This window comes from Micromonospora sp. AMSO31t, from assembly GCF_008868175.1.
GTDB lineage: Bacteria > Actinomycetota > Actinomycetes > Mycobacteriales > Micromonosporaceae > Micromonospora.
The window spans coordinates 1-25,363 of the sequence record NZ_WBKT01000081.1 but is presented as its reverse complement, the minus strand read 5'-3'; the positions used below and the strand labels follow the sequence as shown (position 1 = coordinate 25,363).

The window sequence follows — 25,363 nt, the reverse complement described above, 5'->3', positions numbered from 1 at the left end:
CCGGCGACCGGCGCGCCGGCCGGCGGTGGCTGGGGTCCGGTGCCCCCGGCGTCGGTGCCGCCGCCCCCGCGCGAGGCGCCGCGCCCGCCGAAGCGCGTCGACGCGGTCCCGGGCACCCCGTTCGGGGTGGTCCACCTGGACGTGCCGCCGGTCACGTCGGGGCTCGCCATCGGGTCGCTGGTGATCGGGATCGCCTCGATCCTGGTGTCGCTGCTGGTCCTCTGCTTCGGTGTGGCCGGGCGGAACTACGGTGGCGCCTGGGCCGCCGGGGCGTTCACCGTGCTGGGGGTGATCGCCGGCACGGCGGCCGTCGTGGCGGGGCTGCTGGCCCGGCGACAGATCCGGCGGCCGGCGCCGCCGCCGGCGGTCCGGTTCACCGGGCGCGGCCTGGCCGTCGCCGGGCTCAGTTGCGGGGGAGTGGGCCTGCTGGTGAGCCTGGCCGGGCTTGCTCTGGCCCTGGTGGTGCAGATCACGTGACCGGGCCGGGCGGTCGGGCCGCGCATTGACCGACAATGACCGGTATGCCGGGATCTCCGGTGCGCGGGCGGAACGGGGGCCGCCGGGCCGAGCGCCGCGGAAGCCGGTACACTTGTCACCGTAGGTGCCCATGACGGGCGCGTGGGCACGATGTGATCGGCCGGCGGACCGCGACGCGGTTCTCCCGAGCCGCTCCGTTTTGACCGGCGCGGCTGTGGTAGGTACTCTTTCCCCTTGTGCCCGGGCCAGCCCGGGCAATGCGTGCGTGCGCTGGAGCCGGTGAGCCGGTGATCGCGCGGCCGCACGACAGAGCCGCAAGACCTGGCGGCGGGAGTTTCCTGCGTCGGTGACAAAAACCCGGTCGGACACGCACGTGACCGGGCCGGGACCGTGACTCGGGCGACACGCCCGACCGCGGGTGCTGGGACCCCGTCAGGTGGCCCTGGTTGGAATGTAGGAGAGCCGTCCATCAGGCCGGCTAGAGCAGACGGCGCGGTCGCCTCGCAGCGGCCGAAGGGAGCGGAGAAACCCGGTGCCCACCATTCAGCAGCTGGTCCGAAAGGGCCGTCAGGCCAAGACGACCAAGACCAAGACCCCGGCGCTCAAGGGGTCTCCCCAGCGGCGCGGCGTGTGCACCCGCGTGTACACCACCACCCCCAAGAAGCCGAACTCGGCGCTGCGCAAGGTCGCTCGCGTCAAGCTCAGCAGCCAGATCGAGGTGACCGCCTACATCCCGGGCGTCGGCCACAACCTGCAGGAGCACTCGATCGTGCTCGTCCGCGGCGGTCGTGTGAAGGACCTCCCCGGCGTGCGGTACAAGATCGTCCGCGGCTCGCTGGACACCCAGGGTGTCCGCAACCGCAAGCAGGCTCGCAGCCGTTACGGCGCGAAGAAGGAGAAGAGCTGACATGCCGCGTAAGGGACCCGCTCCGCGGAAGCCGCTGGTCGCTGACCCGGTGTACAACTCGCCGCTGGTCACCCAGCTGGTGAACAAGATCCTGATGCGCGGCAAGCGCCAGCTCGCCGAGCGCATCGTCTACGCCGCCCTGGAGGGCTGCCGCGAGAAGAGCGGCACCGACCCGGTCGTCACGCTCAAGCGCGCGATGGACAACGTCAAGCCCACCCTCGAGGTGCGCAGCCGCCGTGTAGGTGGCGCCACCTACCAGGTGCCGGTCGAGGTCCGTCCGGCCCGCGCGACCACCCTCGGCCTGCGCTGGCTGGTGACGTACTCCAAGGCCCGTCGCGAGAAGACCATGGTCGAGCGGCTGATGAACGAGCTGCTGGACGCGAGCAACGGCCTCGGTGCCGCCGTCAAGCGGCGCGAGGACACGCACAAGATGGCCGAGTCCAACAAGGCCTTCGCGCACTACCGCTGGTAACACCCTGGTTCCGGCGCCCACGAGGCGCCGGAACCGCCACCAGTTGTGTCTAGACGACGATAAGTAGGGATTGAAGTGGCCGCCGCAGACGCGCTCGCCAACGTACGCAACATCGGCATCATGGCGCACATCGATGCCGGTAAGACCACGACCACCGAGCGGATCCTGTTCTACACCGGTATCACGTACAAGATCGGTGAGGTCCACGAGGGCGCTGCCGTCATGGACTGGATGGAGCAGGAGCAGGAGCGTGGCATCACCATCACCTCCGCTGCTACCAAGTGTGAGTGGAAGGGCCACACGATCCAGATCATCGACACGCCCGGTCACGTCGACTTCACGGTCGAGGTCGAGCGGTCGCTGCGGGTGCTGGACGGTGCGGTCGCGGTCTACGACGGTGTCGCCGGCGTGGAGCCGCAGACGGAGAACGTCTGGCGGCAGGCCGACAAGTACCACGTCCCGCGGATGTGCTTCGTCAACAAGCTCGACCGGACCGGTGCCGACTTCTTCCGCTGCGTGCAGATGATGATCGACCGGCTCAACGCCACTCCGCTGGTGCTCCAGATCCCGATCGGGCTCGAGGGCGACCACATCGGCGTCGTCGACCTGATCGGCATGCGGGCGCTCACCTGGCGCGGGGAGACCCAGAAGGGTGAGGACTACGCGATCGAGGAGATCCCGGCCGACCTGGCCGACTCCGCGGCCGAGTGGCGCGAGAAGCTGATGGAGACCCTGGCCGACGTCGACGACTCGGTGATGGAGAAGTACCTGGAGGGCGAGGAGATCTCCGTCGAGGAGATCAAGGCCGCCATCCGGCGCGCCACCATCGCCAGCAAGGCCAACCCGGTGCTCTGCGGCTCGGCGTTCAAGAACAAGGGCGTGCAGCCCATGCTCGACGCCGTGGTCGACTTCCTGCCGTCGCCGCTGGACGTCCCGGCCATCGAGGGCACCGCCACCGACGGCGAGACGCCGATGCAGCGGAAGCCGTCGAAGTCCGAGCCGTTCTCCGGCCTGGCCTTCAAGATCCAGACCGACAAGCACCTCGGCAAGCTCACCTACGTCCGGGTCTACTCCGGTGTGGTCGAGACCGGCACCCAGGTGGTCAACTCCACCAAGGACCGCAAGGAGCGCATCGGCAAGATCTACCAGATGCACGCCAACAAGCGGGAAGAGCGCGGCTCGGCCCAGGCTGGCGACATCATCGCGGTGCAGGGTCTCAAGCAGACCACCACCGGCGACACGCTCTGCGACCCGGCCAACCCGGTCATCCTGGAGTCGATGACCTTCCCGGAGCCGGTCATCGAGGTCGCGATCGAGCCGAAGACCAAGGCTGACCAGGAGAAGCTCAGCACCGCCATCCAGCGGCTGGCCGAGGAGGACCCGACCTTCCGCGTCAAGCTGGACGAGGAGACCGGTCAGACGGTCATCTCCGGCATGGGCGAGCTGCACCTGGACATCCTGGTCGACCGGATGCGCCGCGAGTTCAACGTCGAGGCGAACATCGGTAAGCCGCAGGTGGCGTACCGCGAGACGATCCGCCGCAAGGTGGAGAAGATCGAGTACACCCACAAGAAGCAGACCGGTGGTTCCGGCCAGTACGCCCGCGTGATCGTGAGCATCGAGCCGCTGCCGCTGGACAACGACTCGCCGACCTACGAGTTCGCGAACGCCGTCACCGGTGGCCGCATCCCCCGGGAGTTCATCCCGTCGGTGGACGCGGGCGCCCAGGACGCCATGCAGTACGGCATTCTCGCCGGCTTCCCGCTGGTGGGTGTCAAGCTGACGCTGCTGGACGGCCAGTACCACGAGGTCGACTCGTCGGAAATGGCGTTCAAGATCGCCGGCTCGATGGTGATGAAGGAGGCGGCCCGCAAGGCCGACCCCGCGTTGCTCGAGCCGATGATGGCCGTTGAGGTCACCACCCCTGAGGAGAACATGGGTGACGTCATCGGCGACCTCAACTCCCGGCGGGGCATCATCCAGGCGATGGAGGAGCGCAGCGGCGCCCGCATCGTCCGGGCCCTGGTGCCGTTGTCGGAGATGTTCGGCTACGTCGGCGACCTGCGGTCGAAGACCCAGGGCCGGGCTAGCTACAGCATGCAGTTCGACTCCTACGCCGAGGTTCCTCAGAGCGTGGCGAAGGAGATCATCGCCAAGGCGACGGGTGAGTGACGCTCACCTGAGCTGACCCGATGATCCGGGGGCGGTCGCGGGAGGGATCTCCCGCCCGCGGCCACCTCGGTCGGGTTGTGTGAATTCCGGGCCTGTAGGCTTCATCGCCGCAGAACCCACCAAAGGCTCTCCGGCCGTCAGGTCGGAAAGGCTGTCGACAGAGTCCTAAGCGCCGACCGGCGCACCGGGGCGAACGAACCAAGAAAGTCCACAGGAGGACACCAGTGGCGAAGGCGAAGTTCGAGCGGACTAAGCCGCACGTCAACATCGGCACCATTGGTCACATCGACCACGGTAAGACGACGCTGACGGCGGCCATCACGAAGGTCCTGCACGACCAGTTCCCGGACCTCAACCCGTACACGCCGTTCGACGAGATCGACAAGGCGCCGGAGGAGAAGGCCCGCGGCATCACGATCTCGATCGCGCACGTCGAGTACCAGACCGAGGCGCGTCACTACGCGCACGTCGACTGCCCCGGTCACGCCGACTACATCAAGAACATGATCACCGGTGCCGCCCAGATGGACGGCGCGATCCTGGTGGTGGCGGCGACCGACGGCCCGATGCCGCAGACCCGCGAGCACGTGCTGCTGGCCCGTCAGGTCGGTGTGCCGTACATCGTCGTGGCGCTCAACAAGAGCGACATGGTCGACGACGAGGAGCTCCTGGAGCTCGTCGAGCTCGAGGTCCGCGAGCTGCTCTCGTCGCAGGAGTACCCGGGTGACGACCTGCCGGTCGTGCGGGTCTCGGCGCTGAAGGCCCTCGAGGGTGACCCCGAGTGGACCGGCAAGCTCATGGACCTCATGAACGCTGTCGACACCGCGATCCCGCAGCCGGAGCGCGAGACCGAGAAGCCGTTCCTGATGCCGATCGAGGACGTGTTCACGATCACCGGTCGTGGCACCGTCGTCACCGGTCGCGCCGAGCGCGGCATCCTCAAGCCGAACGAGGAGGTGGAGATCGTCGGCATCCGCGAGAAGTCGATGAAGACCACCTGCACCGGCATCGAGATGTTCCGCAAGCTGCTCGACGAGGCCCGCGCCGGCGAGAACGTCGGTCTGCTCCTCCGCGGCATCAAGCGCGAGGACGTCGAGCGCGGCATGGTCGTCGTCAAGCCGGGCACCACGACCCCGCACACGGAGTTCGAGGCGACGGTCTACATCCTCTCCAAGGAGGAGGGCGGCCGGCACACCCCGTTCTTCCAGAACTACCGTCCGCAGTTCTACTTCCGGACCACGGACGTCACCGGCGTCGTCACGCTGCCCGAGGGCACCGAGATGGTCATGCCGGGCGACAACACCACGATGGCCGTGAAGCTGATCCAGCCCATCGCGATGGAGGAAAACCTCAAGTTCGCGATCCGCGAGGGTGGCCGCACGGTCGGCGCTGGTCGCGTCACCAAGATCGTCAAGTGAGCTGGGTAACCCCGATTAGCGTCGCCGCCGGTCGTGCGGCATACTAGTCAGGTTGCGTAACGACGGTCAGTCGCCCGCGTCCGGTTAACGCTGGACCTCCGGGAGTCAGACAGTCTCGCGTAGGGTGGTTGATCGCCCCTGGCGGTCAACCACCCTCGCGCGGCGTCCAGGTCGCGGTCACCGCGATCGGCGCCATGACCCACCGCGTGGTCGGAAATCGCTCCGGAGTCCCGGGGCGGAGCCCGGCCCACGGGCGCGACACGCCCGACCGCGGGGGTCGGCGAAGTGGGGCTGTACCAGCCGGTACAGGCGCCCGCAACACAGCGGCATCGAGAGAAGGAACAGAAGCCACCATGGCGGGACAGAAGATCCGCATCCGGCTCAAGGCCTATGACCACGAGGTCGTCGACTCCTCGGCTCGGAAGATCGTCGAGACGGTGACGCGTACCGGGGCGCAGGTCGCTGGCCCGGTGCCGCTGCCCACGGAGATCAACCGTTTCTGCGTCATCCGCTCGCCGCACAAGTACAAGGACTCGCGCGAGCACTTCGAGATGCGTACGCACAAGCGTCTGATCGACATCATCGACCCGACCCCGAAGACGGTCGACTCGCTCATGCGCCTCGACCTGCCGGCTGGCGTCGACATCGAGATCAAGCTGTAGGGACCGGACAAATGGACAGGCAAGTCAAGGGGATCCTGGGCGCAAAGCTCGGCATGACCCAGGTCTGGGACAACAACCGCGTTGTTCCCGTGACCGTGGTTCAGGCCGGCCCGTGCGTCGTGAGCCAGGTTCGTAGCGCCGACAAGGACGGTTACTCCGCGGTCCAGCTGGCGTACGGGGCCATCGACCCGCGCAAGGTCAAGAAGCCGATCGCCGGGCACTACGCCAAGGCGGACGTCGCGCCGCGCCGGCACATCGTCGAGCTGCGCACCGCGGACGCCGCGGACTACTCGGCCGGCCAGGAGGTCACGGTCGAGGAGTTCCCGGCCGGCGTGACCATCGACGTCACCGGCAAGACCAAGGGCAAGGGCTACGCCGGCCCGATGAAGCGGCACGGCTTCCACGGTCTGCGCGCCAGCCACGGTGTCGAGCGCAAGCACCGCTCGCCGGGCTCGATCGGCGCCTGCGCGACCCCGGGTCGCGTCTTCAAGGGCACCCGGATGGCGGGTCGGATGGGTGGCGTTCGCTACACCGTCCAGAACCTGACCGTCCAGGCGGTGGACACCGACAACAACCTCCTGCTCGTCCGCGGCGCCATTCCGGGCCCGAAGGGCGCGCTGGTCCTGGTCCGCACCGCGGCCAAGACCAAGGTGAAGAAGGGCGGTGCGGCCAAGTGACCACCGTTGACGTCCTCAACGTCGAAGGCAACAAGGCCGGCTCCGTCGAGCTGCCCGCCGACATCTTCGACGCTCAGGCCAACATCCCGCTGATGCACCAGGTCGTGGTGGCTCAGCTGGCGGCGGCCCGGCAGGGCACGCACAAGACCAAGACCCGCGGCGAGGTCTCCGGTGGAGGCAAGAAGCCGTACAAGCAGAAGGGCACCGGTCGTGCCCGCCAGGGCTCGATCCGCGCGCCGCAGTTCGCCGGCGGTGGCGTGGTCCACGGCCCGGTGCCGCGCGACTACAGCCAGCGCACCCCGAAGAAGATGAAGGCCGCCGCCCTGCGTGGCGCCCTCTCCGACCGGGCGCGCGCCGGCCAGGTGCACGTCGTCGAGGCATTCGTCTCGGGCGAGAAGCCGTCGACCAAGGCCGCGCTGGCCACGCTGGCGAAGCTGACCGAGGCCCGTCGGGTCCTGGTCGTGCTGAGCAGCACCGACGAGCTGAACTGGGTGTCGCTGCGCAACGAGCCGCGGGTGCACCTGATCGAGGCCGGCCAGCTCAACACGTACGACGTGCTGGTGGCCGACGACGTGGTCTTCACGAAGGAGGCCCTGGACGAGTTCCTGGGCGTTCCCGCCGAGACCACCGAGGAGGGTGGCAAGTGAGCACGATCGCCGATCCGCGCGACATCATCGTCGCCCCGGTCGTCTCGGAGAAGAGCTACAGCGAGCTGAACCGGAACTGGTACACCTTCCTGGTGCACCCGGACGCCAACAAGACCGAGATCAAGATCGCTATCCAGCAGATCTTCAACGTCCGCGTCCTGACGGTCAACACGCTCAACCGCGAGGGCAAGCGCAAGCGCACCAAGACCGGCTTCGGTCAGCGCAAGTCCACCAAGCGGGCGATCGTGAAGCTGGCTGACGGTGACCGTATCGAGGCCTTCGGCGGCCCGGTCAGCTGAGGGGTGTAGACAATGGCTATCCGTAAGTACAAGCCGACGACGCCGGGCCGGCGTGGCTCGAGCGTTGCCGACTTCGCCGAGATCACCCGGTCGACGCCGGAGAAGTCGCTGCTGGCTCCGCTGCCGAAGAAGGGCGGACGCAACGCCCACGGCCGGATCACCACCCGGCACCACGGTGGCGGCCACAAGCGGCAGTACCGCCTGATCGACTTCAAGCGGGTCGACAAGGACGGCGTGCCGGCGAAGGTCGCGCACATCGAGTACGACCCGAACCGCACCGCGCGCATCGCGCTGCTGCACTACGCCGACGGCGAGAAGCGCTACATCCTCGCGCCGAAGGACCTGAAGCAGGGCGACCGGGTGGAGTCGGGGCCGAGCGCCGACATCAAGCCGGGCAACAACCTGCCGCTGCGCAACATCCCGGTCGGTACCACCATCCACAACGTGGAGCTGCGTCCGGGCGGCGGTGCCAAGCTGGCCCGCTCGGCCGGCGTCGGCATCCAGCTGCTCGGCCGTGAGGGCGCGTACGCGACCCTCCGCATGCCGTCCGGCGAGATCCGGCGGGTCGACGTGCGCTGCCGCGCCAGCGTCGGCGAGATCGGCAACGCCGACCAGTCGAACATCAACTGGGGTAAGGCCGGCCGGATGCGGTGGAAGGGCAAGCGCCCGACCGTCCGTGGTGTCGCCATGAACCCGGTGGACCACCCGCACGGTGGTGGTGAGGGTAAGACCTCCGGTGGTCGCCACCCGGTCAACCCGCAGGGTAAGCCCGAGGGCCGCACCCGTCGTAAGGGCCAGCCGAGCGACCGGCTGATCGTCCGCCGCCGCTACGCCACGCGTAAGCGCGGCTGAGGGAGATAAGACATGCCTCGCAGCCTGAAGAAGGGCCCGTTCGTCGACGACCACCTGCTCAAGAAGGTGGAGACGCAGAACGACAAGGGCTCGAAGAACGTCATCAAGACCTGGTCGCGGCGCTCGACGATCATCCCGGAGATGCTGGGTCACACGATCGCCGTGCACGACGGACGCAAGCACGTCCCGGTCTTCGTGACCGAGGCCATGGTCGGGCACAAGCTCGGCGAGTTCGCGCTGACCCGCACGTTCAAGGGTCACGAGAAGGACGACCGGAAGAGCCGCCGGCGCTGACGCCGCGGGCATACGGATAGAGGAACAAGGGGTTACAGCGATGCCAGGAAAGGGCGACGCTCCGGTGCTTCCGGGCGCGCGGGCGGTTGCGCGGCACGTGCGCATCTCGCCGATGAAGGCGCGCCGGGTGGTCAACCTCGTCCGCGGCCTGCCCGCGAAGGAGGCGCTCACGGTGCTGCAGTTCGCGCCGCAGGCTGCGAGCGAGCAGGTGTACAAGGTGCTCGCGAGCGCGATCGCCAACGCGGAGAACAACGAGCGGCTGGACCCCGACGCGCTGCTCGTCAGCGAGGCGTTCGTCGACGAGGGCCCGACGATGAAGCGGTTCCGGCCGCGGGCGCAGGGCCGGGCGTACCGGATCCGCAAGCGGACCTGCCACATCACCGTGGCGGTCGAGGCGGTCGCGCCGGCCGCGCCGAAGAAGTCGGCGAAGAAGGCCCAGGCGCAGACGAAGGCCGAGGCGACCAACCAGGCCGGAGCGGCTGAGGGGCAGAGCACGACGGAAGGTGCCGAGTAATGGGTCAGAAGGTTCACCCCACTGGGTTCCGGCTCGGCATCTCGACCGACTGGAAGTCCCGCTGGTTCGCGGACAAGCTCTACAAGGACTACATCGGCGAGGACGTCAAGATCCGCCGGATGATGTCCAAGGGCCTCGAGCGCGCCGGCATCTCCAAGGTCGACATCGAGCGCACCCGGGACCGGGTCCGCGTGGACATCCACACCGCCCGGCCGGGCATCGTCATCGGCCGTAAGGGTGCGGAGGCCGACCGGATCCGCGGCGAGCTGGAGAAGCTCACCGGCAAGCAGGTCCAGCTGAACATCATCGAGGTGAAGAACCCCGAGTCGGACGCGCAGCTGGTTGCCCAGGGCGTCGCCGAGCAGCTGTCCAGCCGGGTCAGCTTCCGTCGGGCCATGCGCAAGGCGATGCAGTCCGCGATGAAGAACCCCGCCTGCAAGGGCATCCGGGTTCAGGTCTCGGGCCGTCTCGGCGGCGCCGAGATGAGCCGGACCGAGTTCTACCGCGAGGGCCGGGTCCCGCTGCACACGCTGCGGGCCAACATCGAGTACGGCTTCTTCGAGGCCCGTACCACCTTCGGCCGGATCGGCGTGAAGGTCTGGATCTACAAGGGCGACGCCGTCCCGGGCCGCGAGGCCCCGGCCGAGGCCGCCCCGTCGCGCGGCCCGCGCCGCGACCGTGGCGACCGGCCGGAGCGGCCGCGCCGTGGCCGGTCGGGTTCGTCGGGTACGACCGCCGGCGGTACCGAGGCCGGCCGGGCTGCCGCGACCACCATCGCGCAGCAGGCCGAGACGCCGAGCGGCGAGCCGGTTGACGCCGGCGCCGTCGCCGCGGCCGCCACTCAGCCGGCAGAGACGCAGCAGGAGGGCTGACAGATGCTGATGCCGCGCAAGCCCCCGAAGGGCTTCCGCAAGCCGCACCACCCGGACCGCCACGGCGCGTCCAAGGGCGGTAACCGGGTGGTGTTCGGCGAGTTCGGGATCCAGGCTCTCGAGCCGGCGTACGTGACCAACCGTCAGATCGAGTCGGCGCGTATCGCGATGACCCGTCACATCAAGCGTGGCGGCAAGGTCTGGATCACGATCTTCCCGGACCAGGCCCTCACCAAGAAGCCGGCCGAAACCCGGATGGGTTCCGGTAAGGGTTCGCCCGAGTGGTGGGTCGCCAACGTCAAGCCGGGGCGGGTTCTCTTCGAGATGTCCTTCCCCAACGAGCAGATCGCGCGAGAGGCGATGCGTCGTGCGATCCACAAGCTCCCGATGAAGTGCCGCATTGTTACGCGCGAAGTGGGTGAATCCTGATGGCAGCGGGCGTCAAGGCCTCCGAGCTGCGTGAGCTCTCCGAGGAGGAGCTGGTCACGAAGCTGCGCGAGGCGAAGGCGGAGCTGTTCAACCTCCGCGTGCAGGGCGCAACCGGGCAGCTCGACAACAACCGACGGCTGCAGGTCATCCGTCGGGAGATCGCCCGGATCTACACGATCATGCGTGAGCGTGAGCTGGGTCTCTCGGCCGCGCCGACTGAGGTGACTGCATCATGAGTGAGAACACGACCGCCGCCGCGCGGGCCCGTCGCAAGGTGCGCGAGGGCCTCGTGGTCAGCGACAAGATGGACAAGACCGTCGTGGTCGAGGTCGAGGACCGGGTCAAGCACGCGCTGTACGGCAAGATCATGCGCCGCACCAGCAAGCTGAAGGTCCACGACGAGCAGAACTCGGCCGGCATCGGCGACCGGGTCCTGATCATGGAGACCCGGCCGCTGTCCGCCACCAAGCGGTGGCGGGTCGTGGAGATCCTCGAGAAGGCCAAGTAGCGAAGGCTCGAGCTCGGCCGGCTTCGGTCGGGCGCAGGTTCCGCCAGGCTCCGGCCACCCCCGGTGGCCGGAGAACCGGCAGACATAGGAGATAGACGTGATTCAGCAGGAGTCGCGACTGCGTGTCGCCGACAACACGGGTGCCAGGGAGATCCTGTGCATCCGGGTTCTCGGTGGCTCCGGTCGGCGCTACGCGAGCATCGGCGACGTCATCGTGGCCACGGTCAAGGACGCGATCCCCGGTGCCGGTGTGAAGAAGGGCGACGTCGTCAAGGCTGTCGTCGTTCGCACCGCCAAGGAGAGGCGGCGGCCGGACGGGTCGTACATCCGCTTCGACGAGAACGCTGCCGTCATCATCAAGGACGGTGGGGACCCGCGCGGTACCCGCATCTTCGGCCCGGTGGGCCGCGAGCTGCGGGACAAGCGGTTCATGAAGATCATCTCTCTCGCGCCGGAGGTGTTGTGACCGTGAAGGTCAAGAAGGGCGACACGGTCGTCGTCATCGCCGGCAAGGACAAGGGCGCCAAGGGCAAGGTCATCGCGGCCTACCCGCGGCAGGACAAGGTCCTGGTCGAGGGCGTGAACCGGGTCAAGAAGCACACTCGCATCAGCACCACCCAGCGTGGCGCCAAGACCGGTGGCATCGTCACCCAGGAGGCCCCGATCCACGTCTCGAACGTGCAGGTCCTGGACTCCGACGGCAAGCCGACCCGCGTCGGTTACCGGGTCGACGACAACGGCCAGAAGGTCCGCATCGCGCGTAGCACCGGTAAGGACCTCTGATGACCACGGCTACCGAAACCAAGACCCTGCCGCGCCTCAAGGAGCGGTACCGCAACGAGGTCGTGGCGAAGCTGCAGGAGCAGTACAGCTACGGCAACCCCATGCAGGTGCCCGGGCTCGTCAAGATCGTCGTCAACATGGGCGTCGGCGAGGCCGCTCGGGACGCCAAGCTGATCGACGGCGCCGTCCGCGACCTGGCCACGATCACCGGCCAGAAGCCGCTGGTGCGGCGGGCGACCAAGTCCATCGCGCAGTTCAAGCTGCGTGAGGGCATGCCGATCGGCGCGAAGGTCACCCTGCGGGGCGACCGGATGTGGGAGTTCCTGGACCGGCTGCTCTCCATCGCGCTGCCGCGTATCCGCGACTTCCGCGGCCTGGACGGGCGCAAGCTCGACGGCCACGGCAACTACACGTTCGGTCTGACCGAGCAGTCGGTGTTCCACGAGATCGACCAGGACAAGATCGATCGCCAGCGGGGCATGGACATCACGGTGGTCACGACCGCCACGACCGACGACGAGGGCCGGGCGCTGCTCAAGCTCCTGGGCTTCCCGTTCAAGGAGAACTGAGATGGCCAAGAAGGCGCTGATCCTCAAGGCGGCCGCGAAGCCGAAGTTCTCGGTTCGCGCGTACACCCGCTGCCAGCGGTGCGGGCGTCCGAAGGCGGTCTACCGCAAGTTCGGTCTCTGCCGGGTGTGCATCCGGGAGATGGCCCACCGCGGTGAGCTGCCCGGCGTGTCCAAGGCTTCCTGGTAATAGCCCGGCGCGCTCCGCGCGTCAGCTGAACTGTCTCTTCGCCGTAGGCCCCGGGCCTGGCCCGGGGAACCCCGGCGAGAAAGGTTGACGAATTTCATGACGATGACCGACCCGATCGCAGACATGCTCACGCGTCTGCGTAACGCCAACCAGGCGTACCACGACCGGGTGACGATGCCCTACTCGAAGATCAAGGCGAACATCGCCGAGGTCCTCAAGGCCGAGGGTTATGTCGCCGCCTGGTCGGTCGAGGAGCCCGAAGAGGGTGCCGTCGGCAAGCGACTGGTCGTCGAGCTGAAGTACGGCCAGAACCGGGAGCGGAGCCTGGCCGGCATCAAGCGCGTGTCCAAGCCCGGTCTCCGGGTGTACGCCAAGTCGGACGGGCTCCCGCGGGTGCTCGGCGGGCTGGGCGTGGCGATCATTTCGACGTCCCAGGGGCTGCTCACCGACCGGCAGGCCCGCAAGCGGAGCGTTGGCGGGGAAGTCCTCGCCTTCGTCTGGTAACGGGAGACAGGTAGAAATGTCGCGTATTGGACGTAAGTCGATCCCGGTGCCAGCCGGCGTCGACATCACCATCGACGGCCAGACCGTCAAGGTCAAGGGCCCCAAGGGCGAGCTGAGCCACGTACTGGCCGAGCCGATCACGGCGGAGCGGGGCGAGGACGGCGCGCTGCACGTCAACCGGCCCAACGACGAGCGCAAGGCCAAGGAGCTGCACGGCCTGAGCCGTACGCTGGTGGCCAACATGATCGTCGGCGTGACCGAGGGCTACCGCAAGAGCCTCGAGATCGCCGGTACCGGTTACCGCGTGACCGCCAAGGGCAAGGACCTCGAGTTCGCGCTCGGCTTCTCGCACCCGGTGCTGGTTCCGGCCCCGGAGGGCATCACCTTCACGGTGGAGCGGCCGACGCTGTTCCACGTGGCCGGCATCGACAAGCAGCAGGTCGGCGAGGTCGCCGCCAACATCCGGAAGATCCGCCCGCCGGAGCCCTACAAGGGCAAGGGCGTGAAGTACCAGGGCGAGGTCATCCGCCGCAAGGCTGGAAAGGCAGGTAAGAAGTGAGCGCCACGCTGCTCAAGCGCCGCCGCGGCGTCGCCGCCAAGCGGGCCGTCGGGCGTGCGCGCCGGCACTTCCGGGTCCGCAAGAACGTCAGCGGCACCACCGAGCGTCCCCGCCTGGTCGTCACCCGCTCCCTGCGGCACATCGTCGCCCAGATCGTGGACGACACCAAGGGTCACACCCTGGCGTCGGCCTCGACCATGGACGCCTCGCTGCGCGGCGCCGAGGGCGACAAGAGCGCCCTGGCCGGCAAGGTCGGCGCCCTGCTCGCCGAGCGCGCCAAGGCCGCCGGCGTCTCGAAGGTCGTCTTCGACCGCGGTGGCAACCGGTACGCGGGGCGGGTCGCCGCGCTTGCCGCAGCCGCCCGCGAAGCCGGGCTCGAGTTCTAGAAACCCCGTCACGAGAGAGAAGGAAGGCTGCTGATGCCAGGTCAACAGCGCCGTGGCGGCGGGTCCGGTGGCAACGAGGGTGGTCGCCGCGACAACCGCCGTGAGGGCGGCCGCGGAAACGCGCCCGTCGAGAAGACCCCGCACCTCGAGCGGGTCGTCGCGATCAACCGCGTCGCCAAGGTCGTGAAGGGTGGTCGTCGCTTCAGCTTCACCGCCCTGGTGATCGTGGGCGACGGCGACGGCACCGTCGGTGTGGGCTACGGAAAGGCCAAGGAGGTGCCCGCGGCGATCGCCAAGGGTGTCGAGGAGGCCAAGAAGCACTTCTTCAAGGTGCCGCGGATCGGCCAGTCGATCCCGCACCCGGTGCAGGGCGAGGACGCGGCCGGTGTGGTGCTGCTCAAGCCGGCCTCGGCCGGTACGGGTGTCATCGCCGGCGGTCCGGTCCGTGCCGTGCTGGAGTGCGCGGGCATCCACGATGTGCTCTCCAAGAGCCTCGGCTCGTCCAACCCGATCAACATCGTGCACGCCACGGTGGCGGCCCTGAAGGCGCTCGAGTCGCCGGAGCAGGTCGCGGCCCGTCGTGGTCTGCCGGTCGAGGACGTCGCGCCGGCCGCCATGCTGGCGTCGCGGGCGGGGGTGGCGTCCTGATGGCACGCCTGAAGGTCACCCAGGTCCGGTCCGAGATCGGGACCAAGAAGAACCAGCGTGACTCGCTGCGTTCGCTCGGTCTCAAGCGGATCAACGACGTGGTGGTCAAGGAGGACCGGCCGGAGATCCGGGGCATGATCTTCACGGTCAACCACCTCGTGAAGGTCGAGGAGGTCGAGTAATGACGATCAAGGTTCACCACCTGCGCCCGGCGCCCGGAGCCAAGACCGACAAGACCCGCGTGGGTCGCGGTGAGGGCTCGAAGGGCAAGACCGCCGGTCGCGGTACCAAGGGTTCCAAGGCCCGGAAGAACATCTCGGCGGCGTTCGAGGGTGGGCAGATGCCCATCCACATGCGCCTGCCGAAGCTGAAGGGCTTCAAGAACAAGTTCAAGGTCGTTTTCCAGGTGGTCAACCTGGACCGGCTCGCCGAGCTCTTCCCGAACGGCGGCCAGGTCGGCCCGGCCGAGCTGGTCGAGTCCGGCGCGGTCCGCAAGGGCCACCCGGTCAAGGTGCTCGGCACCGGCGACCTCGGCGGCGTGGCTCTCCAGGTGTCGGCGCACGCGTTCAGCGCGTCGGCCAAGGAGAAGATCACCGCGGCCGGCGGCTCGGTCACCGAGCTGTAAGGCACGTCATGGCGCCCGCTCAGTTGTCCGCAACTGGGCGGGCGCCGTGCTCTACCTGGCACATGTGCGCCGGGTAACATCGGATTCGTTTTATGTAGCCGGGCGCATCTGCCCGGACCCGGGTCGGGCTGTTAGAGTCCCTTCCCAGCTATGGATATCGGGCGGTCCGCCCGGCACCCACCCCGCTCCGCCAGGGATCATCACCGGCGGCCCGCGTCGCGCAGGAGGAAGAAGTTGCTGTCCGCCTTTCTCAGTGCGTTCCGTACGCCTGACCTGCGCAAGAAGCTGCTGTTCACAGTAGGCATCATCGCGGTCTACCGGCTGGGCGCCACGCTGCCCAGCCCGGGCGTCTCGTACGGCAACGTGCAGAAGTGCCTCGACACCGTCCAGGGCGGCACCGGTGTGCTGGGCCTGCTGGACCTCTTCTCCGGTGGCGCGCTGCTCCAGCTGTCGGTCTTCGCGCTGGGCATCATGCCCTACATCACCGCGTCGATCATCCTGCAGCTGCTGACCGTGGTCATTCCGCGCCTGGAGCAGCTCCGCAAGGAGGGGCAGGCCGGCCAGGCGAAGATCACCCAGTACACCCGCTACCTGACGCTGGGCCTGGGCATCCTCCAGTCCTCGGCGTTCGTGGCGCTGGCGCGCTCGGGTCAGCTCTTCAACAACCAGTGCGACCAGTTCCCGATCGTCCCGCGGGGCACCGGCATCCCGGACTGGCTGACGCTGACCATCCTGGTCATGACGATGACCGCCGGCACCGGCATGGTGATGTGGCTCGGTGAGCTGATCACCGACCGGGGCGTCGGCAACGGCATGTCCGTGCTGATCTTCACCTCGATCGCGGCCCGGCTCCCCAGCGAGGGCTGGAAGATCAAGACCACCAAGGGCTGGGGGATGTTCCTCCTCGTCATCGCCCTGGTCCTGCTGGTCATCACCGCGGTCACGTTCATCGAGCAGGCCCAGCGCCGGATCCCGGTGCAGTACGCCAAGCGCATGATCGGCCGGCGGATGTACGGCGGCACGTCGACCTACATCCCGCTCAAGGTGAACCAGGCCGGCGTCATCCCGGTCATCTTCGCCTCGTCGCTGCTCTACCTGCCGCAGCTCGCACTCCAGTTCTTCGACCAGAACAACCCGGGGAAGACCCAGGCCTGGATCCAGAACCACATCGTGAAGGCCGCGGCGCCGGAGCACATCGCGATCTACTTCCTGCTGATCATCTTCTTCACGTACTTCTACGTGTCGATCACGTTCAACCCGACCGAGGTCGCGGACAACATGAAGAAGTACGGCGGCTTCGTGCCGGGCATCCGCCCCGGCAAGCCGACCGCCGAGTACCTCGACTTCATCCTCAGCCGGATCACCCTGCCGGGCGCGCTCTACCTGGGCGTCGTCGCGATCCTGCCGAACTTCTTCTTCATCTGGCTCGACAACCAGCAGTTCCAGAACTTCCCGTTCGGCGGCACCGCTGTGCTCATCATGGTCGGCGTCGGTCTGGAGACCGTGAAGCAGATCGAGAGCCAACTCATGCAGCGGAACTACGAAGGGTTCCTGCGGTAGATGCGACTCGTTCTGGTTGGCCCGCCGGGCGCGGGCAAGGGCACGCAGGCGGAGTTCATCGCCGCTCACCTCTCGGTGCCGAAGATCTCGACCGGTGACATCTTCCGGGCCAACGTCTCCCAGGGCACGCCCCTGGGAGTCGAGGCGAAGCGGTACATGGACGCCGGCAAGCTGGTGCCGGACGAGGTCACCATCAACATGGTGCGGGACCGGCTCGCCGAGCCGGACGCCGGCGAGGGCTTCCTCCTCGACGGCTTCCCGCGGACGACCCCGCAGGCCGCCGCGCTGGACAAGCTCCTCGCCGACCTCGGCACGGCGCTGGACCTCGTGCTGGAGCTGGTGGTCGACGACGACGAGGTGATCCGGCGGCTCTCCGGCCGGCGCACCTGCCGCGGCTGCGGCAAGATCTGGCACGTCGAGTTCGACGCCACCACGCGCGAGGGCGTCTGCGACCGCTGCGGCGCCGAGCTGTTCCAGCGGGACGACGACAAGCCGGAGACCATCGCGGCCCGGCTGCGGGAGTACGCCGAGAAGACCGCGCCGCTGGTGGACTACTACGGCGCCCAGGGCAAGCTCGTCGGCATCGACGCGACCGGCCCGGTGGAGGACGTCACCGTCCGCGCCATCGACGCCCTCCGCTCGTACGGCGGCTGACGTCCCGCCGGGCTCCGGCGGATAGAGTGCGAACAGCGGGGTACGTGCGACGTGCCCCGCTGTTCCGCGCAACGAAAGGTGTCGCCTCCATGCGTCGTCCCCAGCTGGACATCCAGCTGAAGACCCCCGAGCAGATCGAGCTGATGCGGGCCGCCGGTCTGGTGGTCGCCCGCGCGCTGAGCCGGATGCGGGAGGCGGTCGCGCCCGGCGTGAGCACCGCCGATCTCGACGCGATCGCCGAGGCCACCATCCGGGAGGCCGGCGCGGTCCCGTCGTTCAAGGGCTACCACGGCTTCCCGGCGTCGATCTGCTCGTCGGTCAACGAGCAGGTGGTGCACGCCATCCCGTCGCCGGCGCAGGTGCTCCGCGAGGGCGACATCATCTCGATCGACTGCGGCGCGGTGCTCGACGGTTGGCACGGCGACGCGGCCGTCACGGTCGGCGTCGGCGAGGTCGAGCCGGCGCTGCTGAAGATGGCCGCGGTCGCCGAGGACGCCATGTGGGCCGGCATCGCCGCCGCCGCGCGGGGCGCGGCGAGCGGCAAGGGCCGGCTCACCGACATCTCCCACGCCGTGGAGACCGCGGTCCGCAAGGGCGGCCGGTACGGCATCGTCGACGGCTACGGCGGGCACGGCATCGGCACCGAGATGCACCAGGACCCGCACGTGCTGAACCACGGGCGCCCGGGCAAGGGCCCGCGCCTGGTGCCGGGCATGGCGCTGGCCATCGAACCGATGATCACCATGGGCTCCGCGCGCACCGCCGAGTTGGACGACGGCTGGACCGTGGTGACCCGCGACCGGTCGATGGCGGTGCACGTCGAGCACTCGATGGCGCTGCTGGACGACGGCGTCTGGGTGCTGACCGCCGAGGACGGCGGCCGGGCCCGGCTCGGCGACCTGATCACCGCGCGCCAGCCCGCCGGCTCTCCGGCCGTCTGACCGGGAAACGTCTCGCTCGGGCGGTTCGCGCCTCGCTGTCCCGCCCCGGTGCGGTACCGCCCGCTGGCGGGACGGTGTCATGCTTGCCGGCATGGACGGGCGGAGCGGGATGCGGGCGGCCGACGCCGACCGGGAGGCCACGGCGGAGCGGCTCCGGGTGGCCCTGGAGGAGGGCCGCCTCGGCCTGCACGAGTACGACGAGCGGCTGGGCCGGGCGTACGGCGCGAAGACCTACGCCGACCTGGACGAGGTGGTGGCCGACCTGCCCGGGCCGGCGCCCGCGCAGCGCGCCGCGGTGGCGCCCGCCGGGCCGCCCCCGGCGCCACCCGCCGCCACCGATGCGGGCGCGCCGGTCGTGGACAGTGGGCGGGGCACCGGCTGGCTGCTCGCCATCTGGTCGCCGTGGCTGCGGGTCGCCGCGATCCTCACCGCGATCTGGCTGTTCGCCTCTCTCGGCTCCGGGCACCTCGGGCACTACTGGCCGGTCTGGGCGATCGGGCCGTGGGGCTTCTTCCTGCTGATGCGTACCGTGGGCGGTCACGACCACGGGTGGCGCCCGGCCGAGCGGCGTGTCCGGGCCCGGCGGGACCGTCGCCGGCGCCGCTGATCGACCGCCCGCCGGGTGTGGCCGGTGCCACAGCCGGCGGGTGAGCCCGGCGAATGTCCTCCGTCACGGTGACCCGCCCGGTGGTCGGTTTGGCGACGGCGCGCAGGCGGGCGTACACTTTCAGATCGGCGCACAGCGTCCACTCCGGCATGCCCACCCTGCGCTTCGGTGGGAGTTCGGAGCCGCGGCTGGCTCGGGCTCGGCGATTCCCGCCGGAGCCCGTGTAAGACGTTGTGGGCCGTCCGGAGCAACCGACGTCAGGACAGCGGAGGACATGCCGAAAAAAGACGGAGCCATCGAGATCGAGGGTCGGGTCATCGAGCCCCTGCCGAACGCCATGTTCCGGGTAGAGCTCGCGAACGGCCACAAGGTGCTGGCTCACATCAGCGGCAAGATGCGGCAGCACTACATCCGCATCCTGCCGGAGGACCGGGTCGTCGTCGAGCTCTCGCCGTACGACCTGACCCGCGGGCGCATCGTCTACCGCTACAAGTAAGCCTGACGACGGCCGGGACGTCCCCGTGTCCGTCTTCGACGTCCGGGTCGCGCATCGTCGCGTCTCCGGGCCAGATGGGAAGTAAGGCAACCGTGAAGGTCAAGCCGAGCGTCAAGAGGATCTGCAACAAGTGCCGGGTGATCCGCCGGCACGGCCGGGTCATGATCATTTGTTCTGACCCGCGCCACAAGCAGCGCCAGGGCTGAACCGTTTCCCGCCGACCGTGACGAGCGGCGGCGGAACCGGCCCGGGTGGCAGATCCGACACACACATCACCAGCTCGTCCCAGCCGCGAGCGGTACGCAGCGCGTACCCCCTCGTGGTTGACCCCCGGTCGGAGGCCGGGGCCCGCTCGGGCAGCGACCGATCCCGGTCGCCGGCGCTGATCGCGCCGGAAGGACAGGGACGGTCGGTAGCGGGGTGGGACGGGTCCACACCTCCGCCACAACATCACGAGGAGTACGCCCGCACATGGCACGTCTAGTCGGCGTGGACCTCCCCCGCGACAAGCGGTTGGAGATCGCGCTCACCTACATCTTCGGGGTCGGTCGCACCCGCGCCCTGGAGACGCTCGCCGCCACCGGCATCTCGCCGGACAAGCGCGCTCGGGACCTCACGGACGAGGAGCTCGTGCAGCTCCGCGACCACATCGAGGCCAACTACCAGGTTGAAGGTGACCTTCGCCGCGAGGTCGCCGCCGACATCCGCCGCAAGGTCGAGATCGGCTGCTACGCGGGCATCCGGCACCGCCGGGGCCTGCCCGTCCGTGGCCAGCGGACCAAGACCAACGCGCGGACCCGGAAGGGCCCGAAGCGGACCGTGGCCGGCAAGAAGAAGCCCGGCAAGAAGTAACTAGGAGCGCACAGACTTATGCCACCGAAGGCTCGTGCCGGAGCCGCCGTCAAGAAGGTCCGGCGCAAGGAACGCAAGAACGTCGCCCACGGGCAGGCGCACATCAAGAGCACCTTCAACAACACCATCGTGTCCATCACGGACCCGACCGGTGCGGTCATCTCCTGGGCCTCCTCGGGCCAGGTGGGCTTCAAGGGCTCGCGCAAGTCGACCCCGTTCGCCGCGCAGCTGGCCGCCGAGGCCGCCGCGCGCCGGGCCATGGATCACGGCATGCGCAAGGTCGACGTGTTCGTCAAGGGCCCCGGCTCCGGCCGGGAGACCGCCATCCGTTCGCTGCAGGCCGCCGGGCTGGAGGTCGGGCAGATCTCCGACGTCACCCCGCAGCCGCACAACGGGTGCCGTCCGCCGAAGCGTCGTCGGGTCTGAGAGGTAGAGAGAGATGGCTCGTTACACCGGTGCTGACTGCCGCCGTTGCCGGCGGGAGAAGATGAAGCTGTTCCTCAAGGGCAGCAAGTGCGATGGCCCGAAGTGCCCGTTCGAGTCCCGGCCGTTCCCGCCCGGGCAGCACGGCCGCGGCCGCACCAAGGAGACGGAGTACCTGCTCCAGCTCCGTGAGAAGCAGAAGGCCCGCCGGGTCTACGGCGTGCTGGAGAAGCAGTTCCGCGGCTACTACGAGGAGGCCGTGGGCAAGCAGGCGAAGACCGGTGAGGTCCTCCTGCAGATCCTCGAGTCGCGGCTGGACAACGTGGTCTACCGGGCCGGCTACGCCGGTTCCCGGGACATGGCCCGCCAGCTGGTCAAGCACGGTCACTTCACGGTGAACGGCAAGAAGGTCGACATCCCGTCGTACCGCGTCAAGGAGCACGACATCATCGAGGTCCGGGAGAAGAGCAAGCAGCTCACCCCGTTCCTGGTGGCGCAGGCTCAGGCCGGTTCGCGGTCGGTTCCGGCCTGGCTCGAGGCGATCCCCAGCCAGATGAAGATCCTCGTGCACTCGCTCCCGGCCCGCCAGGTGATCGACACCCAGGTCCAGGAGCAGCTGATCGTCGAGCTCTACTCCAAGTAAGGGCTCGTTGCGGTGGCCCGTCCTCCGGGGCGGGCCACCGGAACAGTTTGTGTCGTGGGCGTCATATAGCGGGCGCCCCGGAAGAGAAGAGAAAAGATGCTCATCAGCCAGCGACCGTCTCTCTCCGAAGAGTCGATCAACGAGACCCGTTCCCGGTTCACCATCGAGCCGCTGGAGCCGGGCTTCGGCTACACCCTGGGCAACTCGCTGCGGCGCACGCTGCTGTCGTCCATCCCGGGTGCGGCGGTCACCTCGATCAAGATCGACGGTGTCCTGCACGAGTTCACCACCATCCCCGGTGTCAAGGAGGACGTGGTCGAGCTCGTCATGAACATCAAGGAGCTGTGCGTCAGCTCCGAGCACGACGAGCCGGTCAGCATGTACCTGCGCAAGCAGGGCCCGGGCGACGTGACCGCCGGTGACATCCAGCCCCCGGCCGGTGTCTCGGTGCACAACCCGGACCTGAAGCTCGCCACCCTGAACGGCAAGGGCCGGCTCGACATGGAGCTGACCGTCGAGCGGGGTCGCGGCTACGTCACCGCGGCGCAGAACAAGCAGGCGGGCGCCGAGATCGGCCGGATCCCGGTCGACTCGATCTACTCGCCCGTGCTCAAGGTGACCTACCGGGTCGAGGCGACCCGTGTCGAGCAGCGGACCGACTTCGACCGGCTCATCATCGACGTCGAGACCAAGCCGTCGATGGGCCCGCGCACCGCGCTGGCCTCGGCCGGCTCGACGCTGGTGGAGCTGTTCGGGCTGGCCCGGGAGCTGGACGAGACCGCCGAGGGCATCGACATCGGGCCGTCCCCGCAGGACGCCCAGCTGGCGGCCGACCTGGCCCTGCCGATCGAGGAGCTGGACCTCACCGTCCGCTCCTACAACTGCCTCAAGCGCGAGGGCATCAACTCCGTTGGTGAGCTGATCGGGCGTACCGAGGCCGACCTCCTCGACATCCGCAACTTCGGGCAGAAGTCGATCGACGAGGTCAAGATGAAGCTCGCCGGGATGGGCCTGGGGCTGAAGGACTCGGCTCCGAACTTCGACCCGGCGCACGTCGTGGACGCCTTCGGCGAGGCCGACTACGACACCGACGACTACCGCGAGACCGAGCAGCTCTAGTCCGCGCTGCCGCCACACCTGAGGAGCACCAAGCATGCCCACGCCCACCAAGGGCCCCCGCCTCGGCGGCAGCCCCGCTCACGAGCGGCTGATGCTGGCCAACCTGGCCACCGCGCTGTTCCAGCACGGCAAGATCCAGACCACCGAGACGAAGGCCCGGCGGCTGCGTCCGCTGGCCGAGCAGCTCATCACCAAGGCCAAGCGCGGCGACCTCGCCGCGCGGCGCCGGGTGCTGGGCGTCGTCAAGGACAAGGACGTGGTCTACGCCCTGTTCGACCAGATCGCGCCCCGGTACGCCAACCGCAACGGTGGCTACACCCGGATCGTGAAGACCGGTCCGCGCAAGGGTGACGCCGCTCCGATGGCGATCATCGAGCTGGTGGAGGAGCTTCAGGTCGCCGAGCCGAAGGCGAACAAGAAGACCGCCGCCCGCAAGGCCGCCCAGCAGGACAAGGTCGAGGCTCTGGCCCCGGCCGAGGAGGCCCCGCGCTCCAGCGAGGTCGCCGACCAGGACGCCGAGGCGCCGGTCTCGGCCTCCGGTGACACCGCCGAGGCTCGCGAGGACAGCGACCTCGCGACCGAGGAGAACGGCAAGGCCTGATCATCGGGCTTGACCGGGCCCGGCACCCCTCGGGGTGCCGGGCCCGTTCCGTCACAGGAGGTACGAGGTGGACGAGCGGACCCGGCTGCGGCTGGACGTCTCGTACGACGGCACCGACTTTTCCGGCTGGGCCGCCCAGCCCGCCCGGCGCACGGTCGCCGGGGTGCTCATGGAGACCCTGGACGTGGTCCTCGGCGCGGGCACCGCGACCGGACTGACCGTGGCCGGCCGCACCGACGCCGGAGTGCACGCCACCGGGCAGGTCTGCCACCTCGACCTGCCGGCCGAGGTGTGGCGGCAGCACGACGGGAGGCTCCTGCGCCGGTTGGCCCGGCTGCTCCCGACCGACGTGCGGGTGCGGGCGATGACCGAGGTGCCGGCCGACTTCGACGCGCGCTTCTCGGCCACCTTCCGCCGCTACGAGTACCGGGTGACCGACGCGCCGTGGGGCGCCGAGCCGCTGCGCCGCACCGACACCCTGGCCTGGCCCAAGCCGCTGGACCTGGCGGCGCTGAACGCCGCCGCGGCCGGCCTCGTGGGGGAGCACGACTTCGCCGCGTACTGCCGGCGCAAGGAGAACGCCACCACGCTGCGCGAGGTGGCCCGGCTGGACTGGCGGCGCGAGCCGGACGGCATCCTGGTCGCCACGGTGCAGGCCGACGCGTTCTGCCAGAACATGGTGCGCAGCCTGGTCGGCGCCATGCTGGTGGCCGGTGACGGCCGCCGGCCGGTGGAGTGGCCGGCCGGCCTGCTGGACCGCCGGGAACGCGCCAGCGAGGTGACCGTGGCGCCCGCGCACGGGCTGGCCCTGGTCGAGGTCGGCTACCCGGCCGACCCCGCCGAGTACGCCCGCCGCGCCGACCTCACCCGCCGCCTCCGGGTGCCGCTCACCGAGGGCTGAGTACAGGAAGCGGCCCGCCGCCCCCGGAAACGGGACGACGGGCCGTGGTGACCGTGCTCAGTTGCGGGTGCCGTCCTGGCCGGCGGTGCCCTCGCTCGGGCCGTCGGTGGGCTGGCTGGCCGTCCCGCCGCTGGCTCGCCGCTCCAGCACGCTCCGGTTCAGGTAGACCTCGATCATGTCGTACAGGATGTCCCGGGCCTTCGTGTCGCCGGAGCCGATCCGTTCCCCGTCGGCCCGGGTGACGACGCAGTAGGCGAGGTAGTGCCCGCGGACCTGCCAGCCGACCCGGGCGGCGGCGGTCGCCACCGCCTCGGTGTCCTCGCTCGCCGCCATGCCGCGGAACCGGCCCTGCCGTTCGTCGAGCATCGGCCGGATGCGGTCGCGCGCCCGCTGGGCGCTGGCCACGTCGGTCAGGTTGAAGAGGCCGGCGGTGAGCAGGTGGTCGCCGTCGGGGGAGCGGAGCGTGCCCCGGACCACCTGGTTGCAGCCGAGGCGGACCAGCAGGTCGGCGATCTCGCCGGTGGCCGCGACCGCGCAGCTGCCGCTGGAGTGCGTCTTCAACACCCGGTACGCGGGCTGCCCGTCGGCCACCACCAGTTGCTGGCCGGGGAAGACCTCCTTGGCGGTGAGCGCCGCCTGGTCGGTGTCCCGGGAGTCCAGGTCGGTTCCGTCGGCCGCGGCGGACTGCTCCACCACCGGCTGGCTGCTCTGCTGGCTGGCCGGTGGCGTGGCGGTCCGGTCCTCCAGGAGGGCGGCGACGGCCAGCCCCGTGAGGGCGAGCAGCATCAGCACGGCGGCGCCGCCGATCAGCACCTGCCAGGCCCGGCCGCCGCGCCGGCGATCGGCCCGGCGGGGCCGGGTCAGGTCCTCCAGCGGATCGGTGGTCCGGACGACGGGGTCGGCCGCGGTCGACGTCGTCGACGTCGCCGGCTGCGGCGCCGCGGCCGGTGTGGGCTCCGGCGCGGCGGCCGGCGTCGGCTGTGGCACCGGTGGCGCGGGCGCCGGCACGGCCGGCGTGGGCTGCGGCACGGGAGCGGGCTCTCGCGGCGGGGCGGGCCGGCTGGGTGCCGGAGCCGGTGCCGGGGGCGGTGGTGCCGGCGCCCGG

At 69.4% G+C, this 25,363-nt stretch carries 39 protein-coding genes; 38 read left to right on the top strand and 1 reads right to left on the bottom strand.

Going from position 1 to position 25,363, the window contains the following annotated elements; all coding sequences use genetic code 11:
- Positions 1–54 precede the first annotated feature (54 nt).
- The 38 genes from F8274_RS18770 to truA all read left to right on the top strand — a co-directional run bounded on the left by F8274_RS18770 (position 55) and on the right by truA (position 24,258).
- Complete coding sequence (locus F8274_RS18770) at positions 55–477, top strand: hypothetical protein (RefSeq protein ID WP_151463681.1); 423 nt, start codon at positions 55–57, stop codon at positions 475–477.
- A gap of 532 nt (positions 478–1,009) precedes the next feature.
- Positions 1,010–1,384, top strand: a complete 375-nt coding sequence (gene rpsL / locus F8274_RS18765) for a 30S ribosomal protein S12 (protein WP_007465318.1) — start codon at positions 1,010–1,012, stop codon at positions 1,382–1,384.
- A gap of 1 nt (position 1,385) precedes the next feature.
- Positions 1,386–1,856 carry a 30S ribosomal protein S7 gene (gene rpsG / locus F8274_RS18760; RefSeq protein WP_088647009.1) on the top strand — a complete coding sequence of 157 codons (471 nt, stop codon included), beginning with the start codon at positions 1,386–1,388 and terminating at the stop codon, positions 1,854–1,856.
- 75 nt (positions 1,857–1,931) lie between these two features.
- Entirely contained in the window at positions 1,932–4,028 is a 2,097-nt protein-coding gene (fusA, locus tag F8274_RS18755; RefSeq protein WP_151463678.1) for an elongation factor G, read from the top strand.
- A 224-nt stretch (positions 4,029–4,252) separates the two neighbouring features.
- On the top strand, positions 4,253–5,446 hold the full coding sequence (gene tuf, locus F8274_RS18750; protein ID WP_151463677.1) for an elongation factor Tu: 1,194 nt from the start codon (positions 4,253–4,255) through the stop codon (positions 5,444–5,446).
- A 353-nt stretch (positions 5,447–5,799) separates the two neighbouring features.
- Positions 5,800–6,108, top strand: a complete 309-nt coding sequence (gene rpsJ / locus F8274_RS18745; protein WP_007073037.1) for a 30S ribosomal protein S10 — start codon at positions 5,800–5,802, stop codon at positions 6,106–6,108.
- Between the two features lie 11 nt (positions 6,109–6,119).
- On the top strand, positions 6,120–6,785 hold the full coding sequence (gene rplC, locus F8274_RS18740) for a 50S ribosomal protein L3 (RefSeq protein WP_151463676.1): 666 nt from the start codon (positions 6,120–6,122) through the stop codon (positions 6,783–6,785).
- Positions 6,782–7,432, top strand: a complete 651-nt coding sequence (gene rplD / locus F8274_RS18735; protein ID WP_151463675.1) for a 50S ribosomal protein L4 — start codon at positions 6,782–6,784, stop codon at positions 7,430–7,432. The genes rplC and rplD overlap by 4 nt, the downstream gene beginning before the upstream one ends.
- On the top strand, positions 7,429–7,731 hold the full coding sequence (gene rplW / locus F8274_RS18730; protein ID WP_091317975.1) for a 50S ribosomal protein L23: 303 nt from the start codon (positions 7,429–7,431) through the stop codon (positions 7,729–7,731). Before rplD ends, rplW begins: the two co-directional genes overlap by 4 nt.
- Positions 7,732–7,743: 12 nt before the next feature.
- Positions 7,744–8,583, top strand: coding sequence for a 50S ribosomal protein L2 (gene rplB, locus F8274_RS18725; RefSeq protein ID WP_151463674.1), 840 nt, complete (start codon positions 7,744–7,746; stop codon positions 8,581–8,583).
- A 12-nt stretch (positions 8,584–8,595) separates the two neighbouring features.
- A complete protein-coding gene (gene rpsS, locus F8274_RS18720) occupies positions 8,596–8,877 on the top strand; it encodes a 30S ribosomal protein S19 (RefSeq protein WP_007073032.1) in 282 nt (93 codons plus the stop codon).
- 40 nt (positions 8,878–8,917) lie between these two features.
- The gene (gene rplV, locus F8274_RS18715) at positions 8,918–9,391 is read left to right on the top strand and encodes a 50S ribosomal protein L22 (RefSeq protein ID WP_151463673.1); all 474 of its coding nucleotides are present in this window, start codon (positions 8,918–8,920) and stop codon (positions 9,389–9,391) included.
- Positions 9,391–10,263: a 30S ribosomal protein S3 gene (gene rpsC, locus F8274_RS18710; protein WP_151463672.1), complete on the top strand. Its 873-nt coding sequence runs from the start codon at positions 9,391–9,393 to the stop codon at positions 10,261–10,263. The genes rplV and rpsC overlap by 1 nt, the downstream gene beginning before the upstream one ends.
- Positions 10,264–10,266: 3 nt before the next feature.
- Entirely contained in the window at positions 10,267–10,692 is a 426-nt protein-coding gene (gene rplP, locus F8274_RS18705) for a 50S ribosomal protein L16 (protein ID WP_073834927.1), read from the top strand.
- On the top strand, positions 10,692–10,928 hold the full coding sequence (gene rpmC / locus F8274_RS18700) for a 50S ribosomal protein L29 (RefSeq protein ID WP_117665103.1): 237 nt from the start codon (positions 10,692–10,694) through the stop codon (positions 10,926–10,928). The genes rplP and rpmC overlap by 1 nt, the downstream gene beginning before the upstream one ends.
- Positions 10,925–11,200, top strand: coding sequence for a 30S ribosomal protein S17 (gene rpsQ, locus F8274_RS18695; protein ID WP_151463671.1), 276 nt, complete (start codon positions 10,925–10,927; stop codon positions 11,198–11,200). The genes rpmC and rpsQ overlap by 4 nt, the downstream gene beginning before the upstream one ends.
- 97 nt (positions 11,201–11,297) lie before the next feature.
- Positions 11,298–11,666 (top strand): 50S ribosomal protein L14, encoded by a 369-nt coding sequence (rplN, locus tag F8274_RS18690; RefSeq protein WP_007465279.1) that lies wholly within the window; start codon positions 11,298–11,300, stop codon positions 11,664–11,666.
- Positions 11,663–11,983 (top strand): 50S ribosomal protein L24, encoded by a 321-nt coding sequence (gene rplX, locus F8274_RS18685; protein WP_192579888.1) that lies wholly within the window; start codon positions 11,663–11,665, stop codon positions 11,981–11,983. The genes rplN and rplX overlap by 4 nt, the downstream gene beginning before the upstream one ends.
- Positions 11,983–12,552: a 50S ribosomal protein L5 gene (gene rplE, locus F8274_RS18680; RefSeq protein WP_091317981.1), complete on the top strand. Its 570-nt coding sequence runs from the start codon at positions 11,983–11,985 to the stop codon at positions 12,550–12,552. The genes rplX and rplE overlap by 1 nt, the downstream gene beginning before the upstream one ends.
- Before the next feature lies 1 nt (position 12,553).
- Positions 12,554–12,739: a type Z 30S ribosomal protein S14 gene (locus F8274_RS18675; RefSeq protein WP_007073023.1), complete on the top strand. Its 186-nt coding sequence runs from the start codon at positions 12,554–12,556 to the stop codon at positions 12,737–12,739.
- 96 nt (positions 12,740–12,835) lie between these two features.
- Positions 12,836–13,243, top strand: a complete 408-nt coding sequence (rpsH, locus tag F8274_RS18670; protein ID WP_148430080.1) for a 30S ribosomal protein S8 — start codon at positions 12,836–12,838, stop codon at positions 13,241–13,243.
- Between the two features lie 16 nt (positions 13,244–13,259).
- Positions 13,260–13,802 carry a 50S ribosomal protein L6 gene (rplF, locus tag F8274_RS18665; RefSeq protein ID WP_091262793.1) on the top strand — a complete coding sequence of 181 codons (543 nt, stop codon included), beginning with the start codon at positions 13,260–13,262 and terminating at the stop codon, positions 13,800–13,802.
- Complete coding sequence (rplR, locus tag F8274_RS18660; protein WP_151463669.1) at positions 13,799–14,188, top strand: 50S ribosomal protein L18; 390 nt, start codon at positions 13,799–13,801, stop codon at positions 14,186–14,188. The genes rplF and rplR overlap by 4 nt, the downstream gene beginning before the upstream one ends.
- 33 nt (positions 14,189–14,221) lie before the next feature.
- The gene (rpsE, locus tag F8274_RS18655; protein WP_091262790.1) at positions 14,222–14,836 is read left to right on the top strand and encodes a 30S ribosomal protein S5; all 615 of its coding nucleotides are present in this window, start codon (positions 14,222–14,224) and stop codon (positions 14,834–14,836) included.
- Entirely contained in the window at positions 14,836–15,018 is a 183-nt protein-coding gene (rpmD, locus tag F8274_RS18650; RefSeq protein WP_013473693.1) for a 50S ribosomal protein L30, read from the top strand. Before rpsE ends, rpmD begins: the two co-directional genes overlap by 1 nt.
- Positions 15,018–15,461, top strand: a complete 444-nt coding sequence (gene rplO, locus F8274_RS18645; protein WP_151463668.1) for a 50S ribosomal protein L15 — start codon at positions 15,018–15,020, stop codon at positions 15,459–15,461. Before rpmD ends, rplO begins: the two co-directional genes overlap by 1 nt.
- A 234-nt stretch (positions 15,462–15,695) precedes the next feature.
- Positions 15,696–17,021 (top strand): preprotein translocase subunit SecY, encoded by a 1,326-nt coding sequence (gene secY, locus F8274_RS18640; RefSeq protein WP_151463667.1) that lies wholly within the window; start codon positions 15,696–15,698, stop codon positions 17,019–17,021.
- Entirely contained in the window at positions 17,022–17,675 is a 654-nt protein-coding gene (locus F8274_RS18635; protein WP_151463666.1) for an adenylate kinase, read from the top strand.
- 89 nt (positions 17,676–17,764) lie between these two features.
- Positions 17,765–18,616 (top strand): type I methionyl aminopeptidase, encoded by an 852-nt coding sequence (map, locus tag F8274_RS18630; protein ID WP_151463665.1) that lies wholly within the window; start codon positions 17,765–17,767, stop codon positions 18,614–18,616.
- A 91-nt stretch (positions 18,617–18,707) separates the two neighbouring features.
- A complete protein-coding gene (locus tag F8274_RS18625; RefSeq protein WP_225853861.1) occupies positions 18,708–19,223 on the top strand; it encodes a DUF1707 domain-containing protein in 516 nt (171 codons plus the stop codon).
- 274 nt (positions 19,224–19,497) lie between these two features.
- Complete coding sequence (gene infA / locus F8274_RS18620) at positions 19,498–19,719, top strand: translation initiation factor IF-1 (protein WP_007073013.1); 222 nt, start codon at positions 19,498–19,500, stop codon at positions 19,717–19,719.
- Positions 19,720–19,811: 92 nt separating this feature from the next.
- Positions 19,812–19,925: a 50S ribosomal protein L36 gene (gene rpmJ, locus F8274_RS18615; protein ID WP_088982067.1), complete on the top strand. Its 114-nt coding sequence runs from the start codon at positions 19,812–19,814 to the stop codon at positions 19,923–19,925.
- A 265-nt stretch (positions 19,926–20,190) separates the two neighbouring features.
- Positions 20,191–20,571, top strand: coding sequence for a 30S ribosomal protein S13 (rpsM, locus tag F8274_RS18610; RefSeq protein ID WP_151463664.1), 381 nt, complete (start codon positions 20,191–20,193; stop codon positions 20,569–20,571).
- A gap of 18 nt (positions 20,572–20,589) precedes the next feature.
- Positions 20,590–20,997, top strand: coding sequence for a 30S ribosomal protein S11 (gene rpsK / locus F8274_RS18605; RefSeq protein ID WP_148430066.1), 408 nt, complete (start codon positions 20,590–20,592; stop codon positions 20,995–20,997).
- 13 nt (positions 20,998–21,010) lie between these two features.
- Entirely contained in the window at positions 21,011–21,637 is a 627-nt protein-coding gene (rpsD, locus tag F8274_RS18600; RefSeq protein ID WP_151463663.1) for a 30S ribosomal protein S4, read from the top strand.
- A 96-nt stretch (positions 21,638–21,733) separates the two neighbouring features.
- The gene (locus F8274_RS18595; RefSeq protein ID WP_007073009.1) at positions 21,734–22,756 is read left to right on the top strand and encodes a DNA-directed RNA polymerase subunit alpha; all 1,023 of its coding nucleotides are present in this window, start codon (positions 21,734–21,736) and stop codon (positions 22,754–22,756) included.
- Between the two features lie 34 nt (positions 22,757–22,790).
- A complete protein-coding gene (rplQ, locus tag F8274_RS18590; protein WP_151463662.1) occupies positions 22,791–23,357 on the top strand; it encodes a 50S ribosomal protein L17 in 567 nt (188 codons plus the stop codon).
- Between the two features lie 67 nt (positions 23,358–23,424).
- Positions 23,425–24,258: a tRNA pseudouridine(38-40) synthase TruA gene (gene truA / locus F8274_RS18585; protein WP_151463661.1), complete on the top strand. Its 834-nt coding sequence runs from the start codon at positions 23,425–23,427 to the stop codon at positions 24,256–24,258.
- Between the two features lie 57 nt (positions 24,259–24,315).
- Here truA and F8274_RS18580 read toward each other — a convergent pair whose 3' ends face one another.
- A complete protein-coding gene (locus tag F8274_RS18580; RefSeq protein ID WP_225853860.1) occupies positions 24,316–25,287 on the bottom strand; it encodes a hypothetical protein in 972 nt (323 codons plus the stop codon).
- Positions 25,288–25,363 lie beyond the last annotated feature (76 nt).

Bases quoted from the DNA above. Each gene is read 5' to 3' on its own strand.
- rpsJ (WP_007073037.1), top strand. From the start codon at position 5,800: ATGGCGGGACAGAAGATCCGCATCCGGCTCAAGGCCTATGACCACGAG.
- rpsH (WP_148430080.1), top strand. From the start codon at position 12,836: ATGACGATGACCGACCCGATCGCAGACATGCTCACGCGTCTGCGTAAC.
- rplF (WP_091262793.1), top strand. From the start codon at position 13,260: ATGTCGCGTATTGGACGTAAGTCGATCCCGGTGCCAGCCGGCGTCGAC.
- rpsC (WP_151463672.1), top strand. From the start codon at position 9,391: ATGGGTCAGAAGGTTCACCCCACTGGGTTCCGGCTCGGCATCTCGACC.
- rpsG (WP_088647009.1), top strand. From the start codon at position 1,386: ATGCCGCGTAAGGGACCCGCTCCGCGGAAGCCGCTGGTCGCTGACCCG.
- rplC (WP_151463676.1), top strand. From the start codon at position 6,120: ATGGACAGGCAAGTCAAGGGGATCCTGGGCGCAAAGCTCGGCATGACC.
- rpsE (WP_091262790.1), top strand. From the start codon at position 14,222: ATGCCAGGTCAACAGCGCCGTGGCGGCGGGTCCGGTGGCAACGAGGGT.
- rpsM (WP_151463664.1), top strand. From the start codon at position 20,191: ATGGCACGTCTAGTCGGCGTGGACCTCCCCCGCGACAAGCGGTTGGAG.
- rpmD (WP_013473693.1), top strand. From the start codon at position 14,836: ATGGCACGCCTGAAGGTCACCCAGGTCCGGTCCGAGATCGGGACCAAG.
- rplQ (WP_151463662.1), top strand. From the start codon at position 22,791: ATGCCCACGCCCACCAAGGGCCCCCGCCTCGGCGGCAGCCCCGCTCAC.
- F8274_RS18675 (WP_007073023.1), top strand. From the start codon at position 12,554: ATGGCCAAGAAGGCGCTGATCCTCAAGGCGGCCGCGAAGCCGAAGTTC.
- rplB (WP_151463674.1), top strand. From the start codon at position 7,744: ATGGCTATCCGTAAGTACAAGCCGACGACGCCGGGCCGGCGTGGCTCG.
- rplE (WP_091317981.1), top strand. From the start codon at position 11,983: ATGACCACGGCTACCGAAACCAAGACCCTGCCGCGCCTCAAGGAGCGG.
- rplV (WP_151463673.1), top strand. From the start codon at position 8,918: ATGCCAGGAAAGGGCGACGCTCCGGTGCTTCCGGGCGCGCGGGCGGTT.
- rplO (WP_151463668.1), top strand. From the start codon at position 15,018: ATGACGATCAAGGTTCACCACCTGCGCCCGGCGCCCGGAGCCAAGACC.
- infA (WP_007073013.1), top strand. From the start codon at position 19,498: ATGCCGAAAAAAGACGGAGCCATCGAGATCGAGGGTCGGGTCATCGAG.
- F8274_RS18635 (WP_151463666.1), top strand. From the start codon at position 17,022: ATGCGACTCGTTCTGGTTGGCCCGCCGGGCGCGGGCAAGGGCACGCAG.
- rplP (WP_073834927.1), top strand. From the start codon at position 10,267: ATGCTGATGCCGCGCAAGCCCCCGAAGGGCTTCCGCAAGCCGCACCAC.
- rpsD (WP_151463663.1), top strand. From the start codon at position 21,011: ATGGCTCGTTACACCGGTGCTGACTGCCGCCGTTGCCGGCGGGAGAAG.
- rpsS (WP_007073032.1), top strand. From the start codon at position 8,596: ATGCCTCGCAGCCTGAAGAAGGGCCCGTTCGTCGACGACCACCTGCTC.
- rpmC (WP_117665103.1), top strand. From the start codon at position 10,692: ATGGCAGCGGGCGTCAAGGCCTCCGAGCTGCGTGAGCTCTCCGAGGAG.
- rpsK (WP_148430066.1), top strand. From the start codon at position 20,590: ATGCCACCGAAGGCTCGTGCCGGAGCCGCCGTCAAGAAGGTCCGGCGC.
- rpsQ (WP_151463671.1), top strand. From the start codon at position 10,925: ATGAGTGAGAACACGACCGCCGCCGCGCGGGCCCGTCGCAAGGTGCGC.
- map (WP_151463665.1), top strand. From the start codon at position 17,765: ATGCGTCGTCCCCAGCTGGACATCCAGCTGAAGACCCCCGAGCAGATC.
- F8274_RS18625 (WP_225853861.1), top strand. From the start codon at position 18,708: ATGGACGGGCGGAGCGGGATGCGGGCGGCCGACGCCGACCGGGAGGCC.
- F8274_RS18595 (WP_007073009.1), top strand. From the start codon at position 21,734: ATGCTCATCAGCCAGCGACCGTCTCTCTCCGAAGAGTCGATCAACGAG.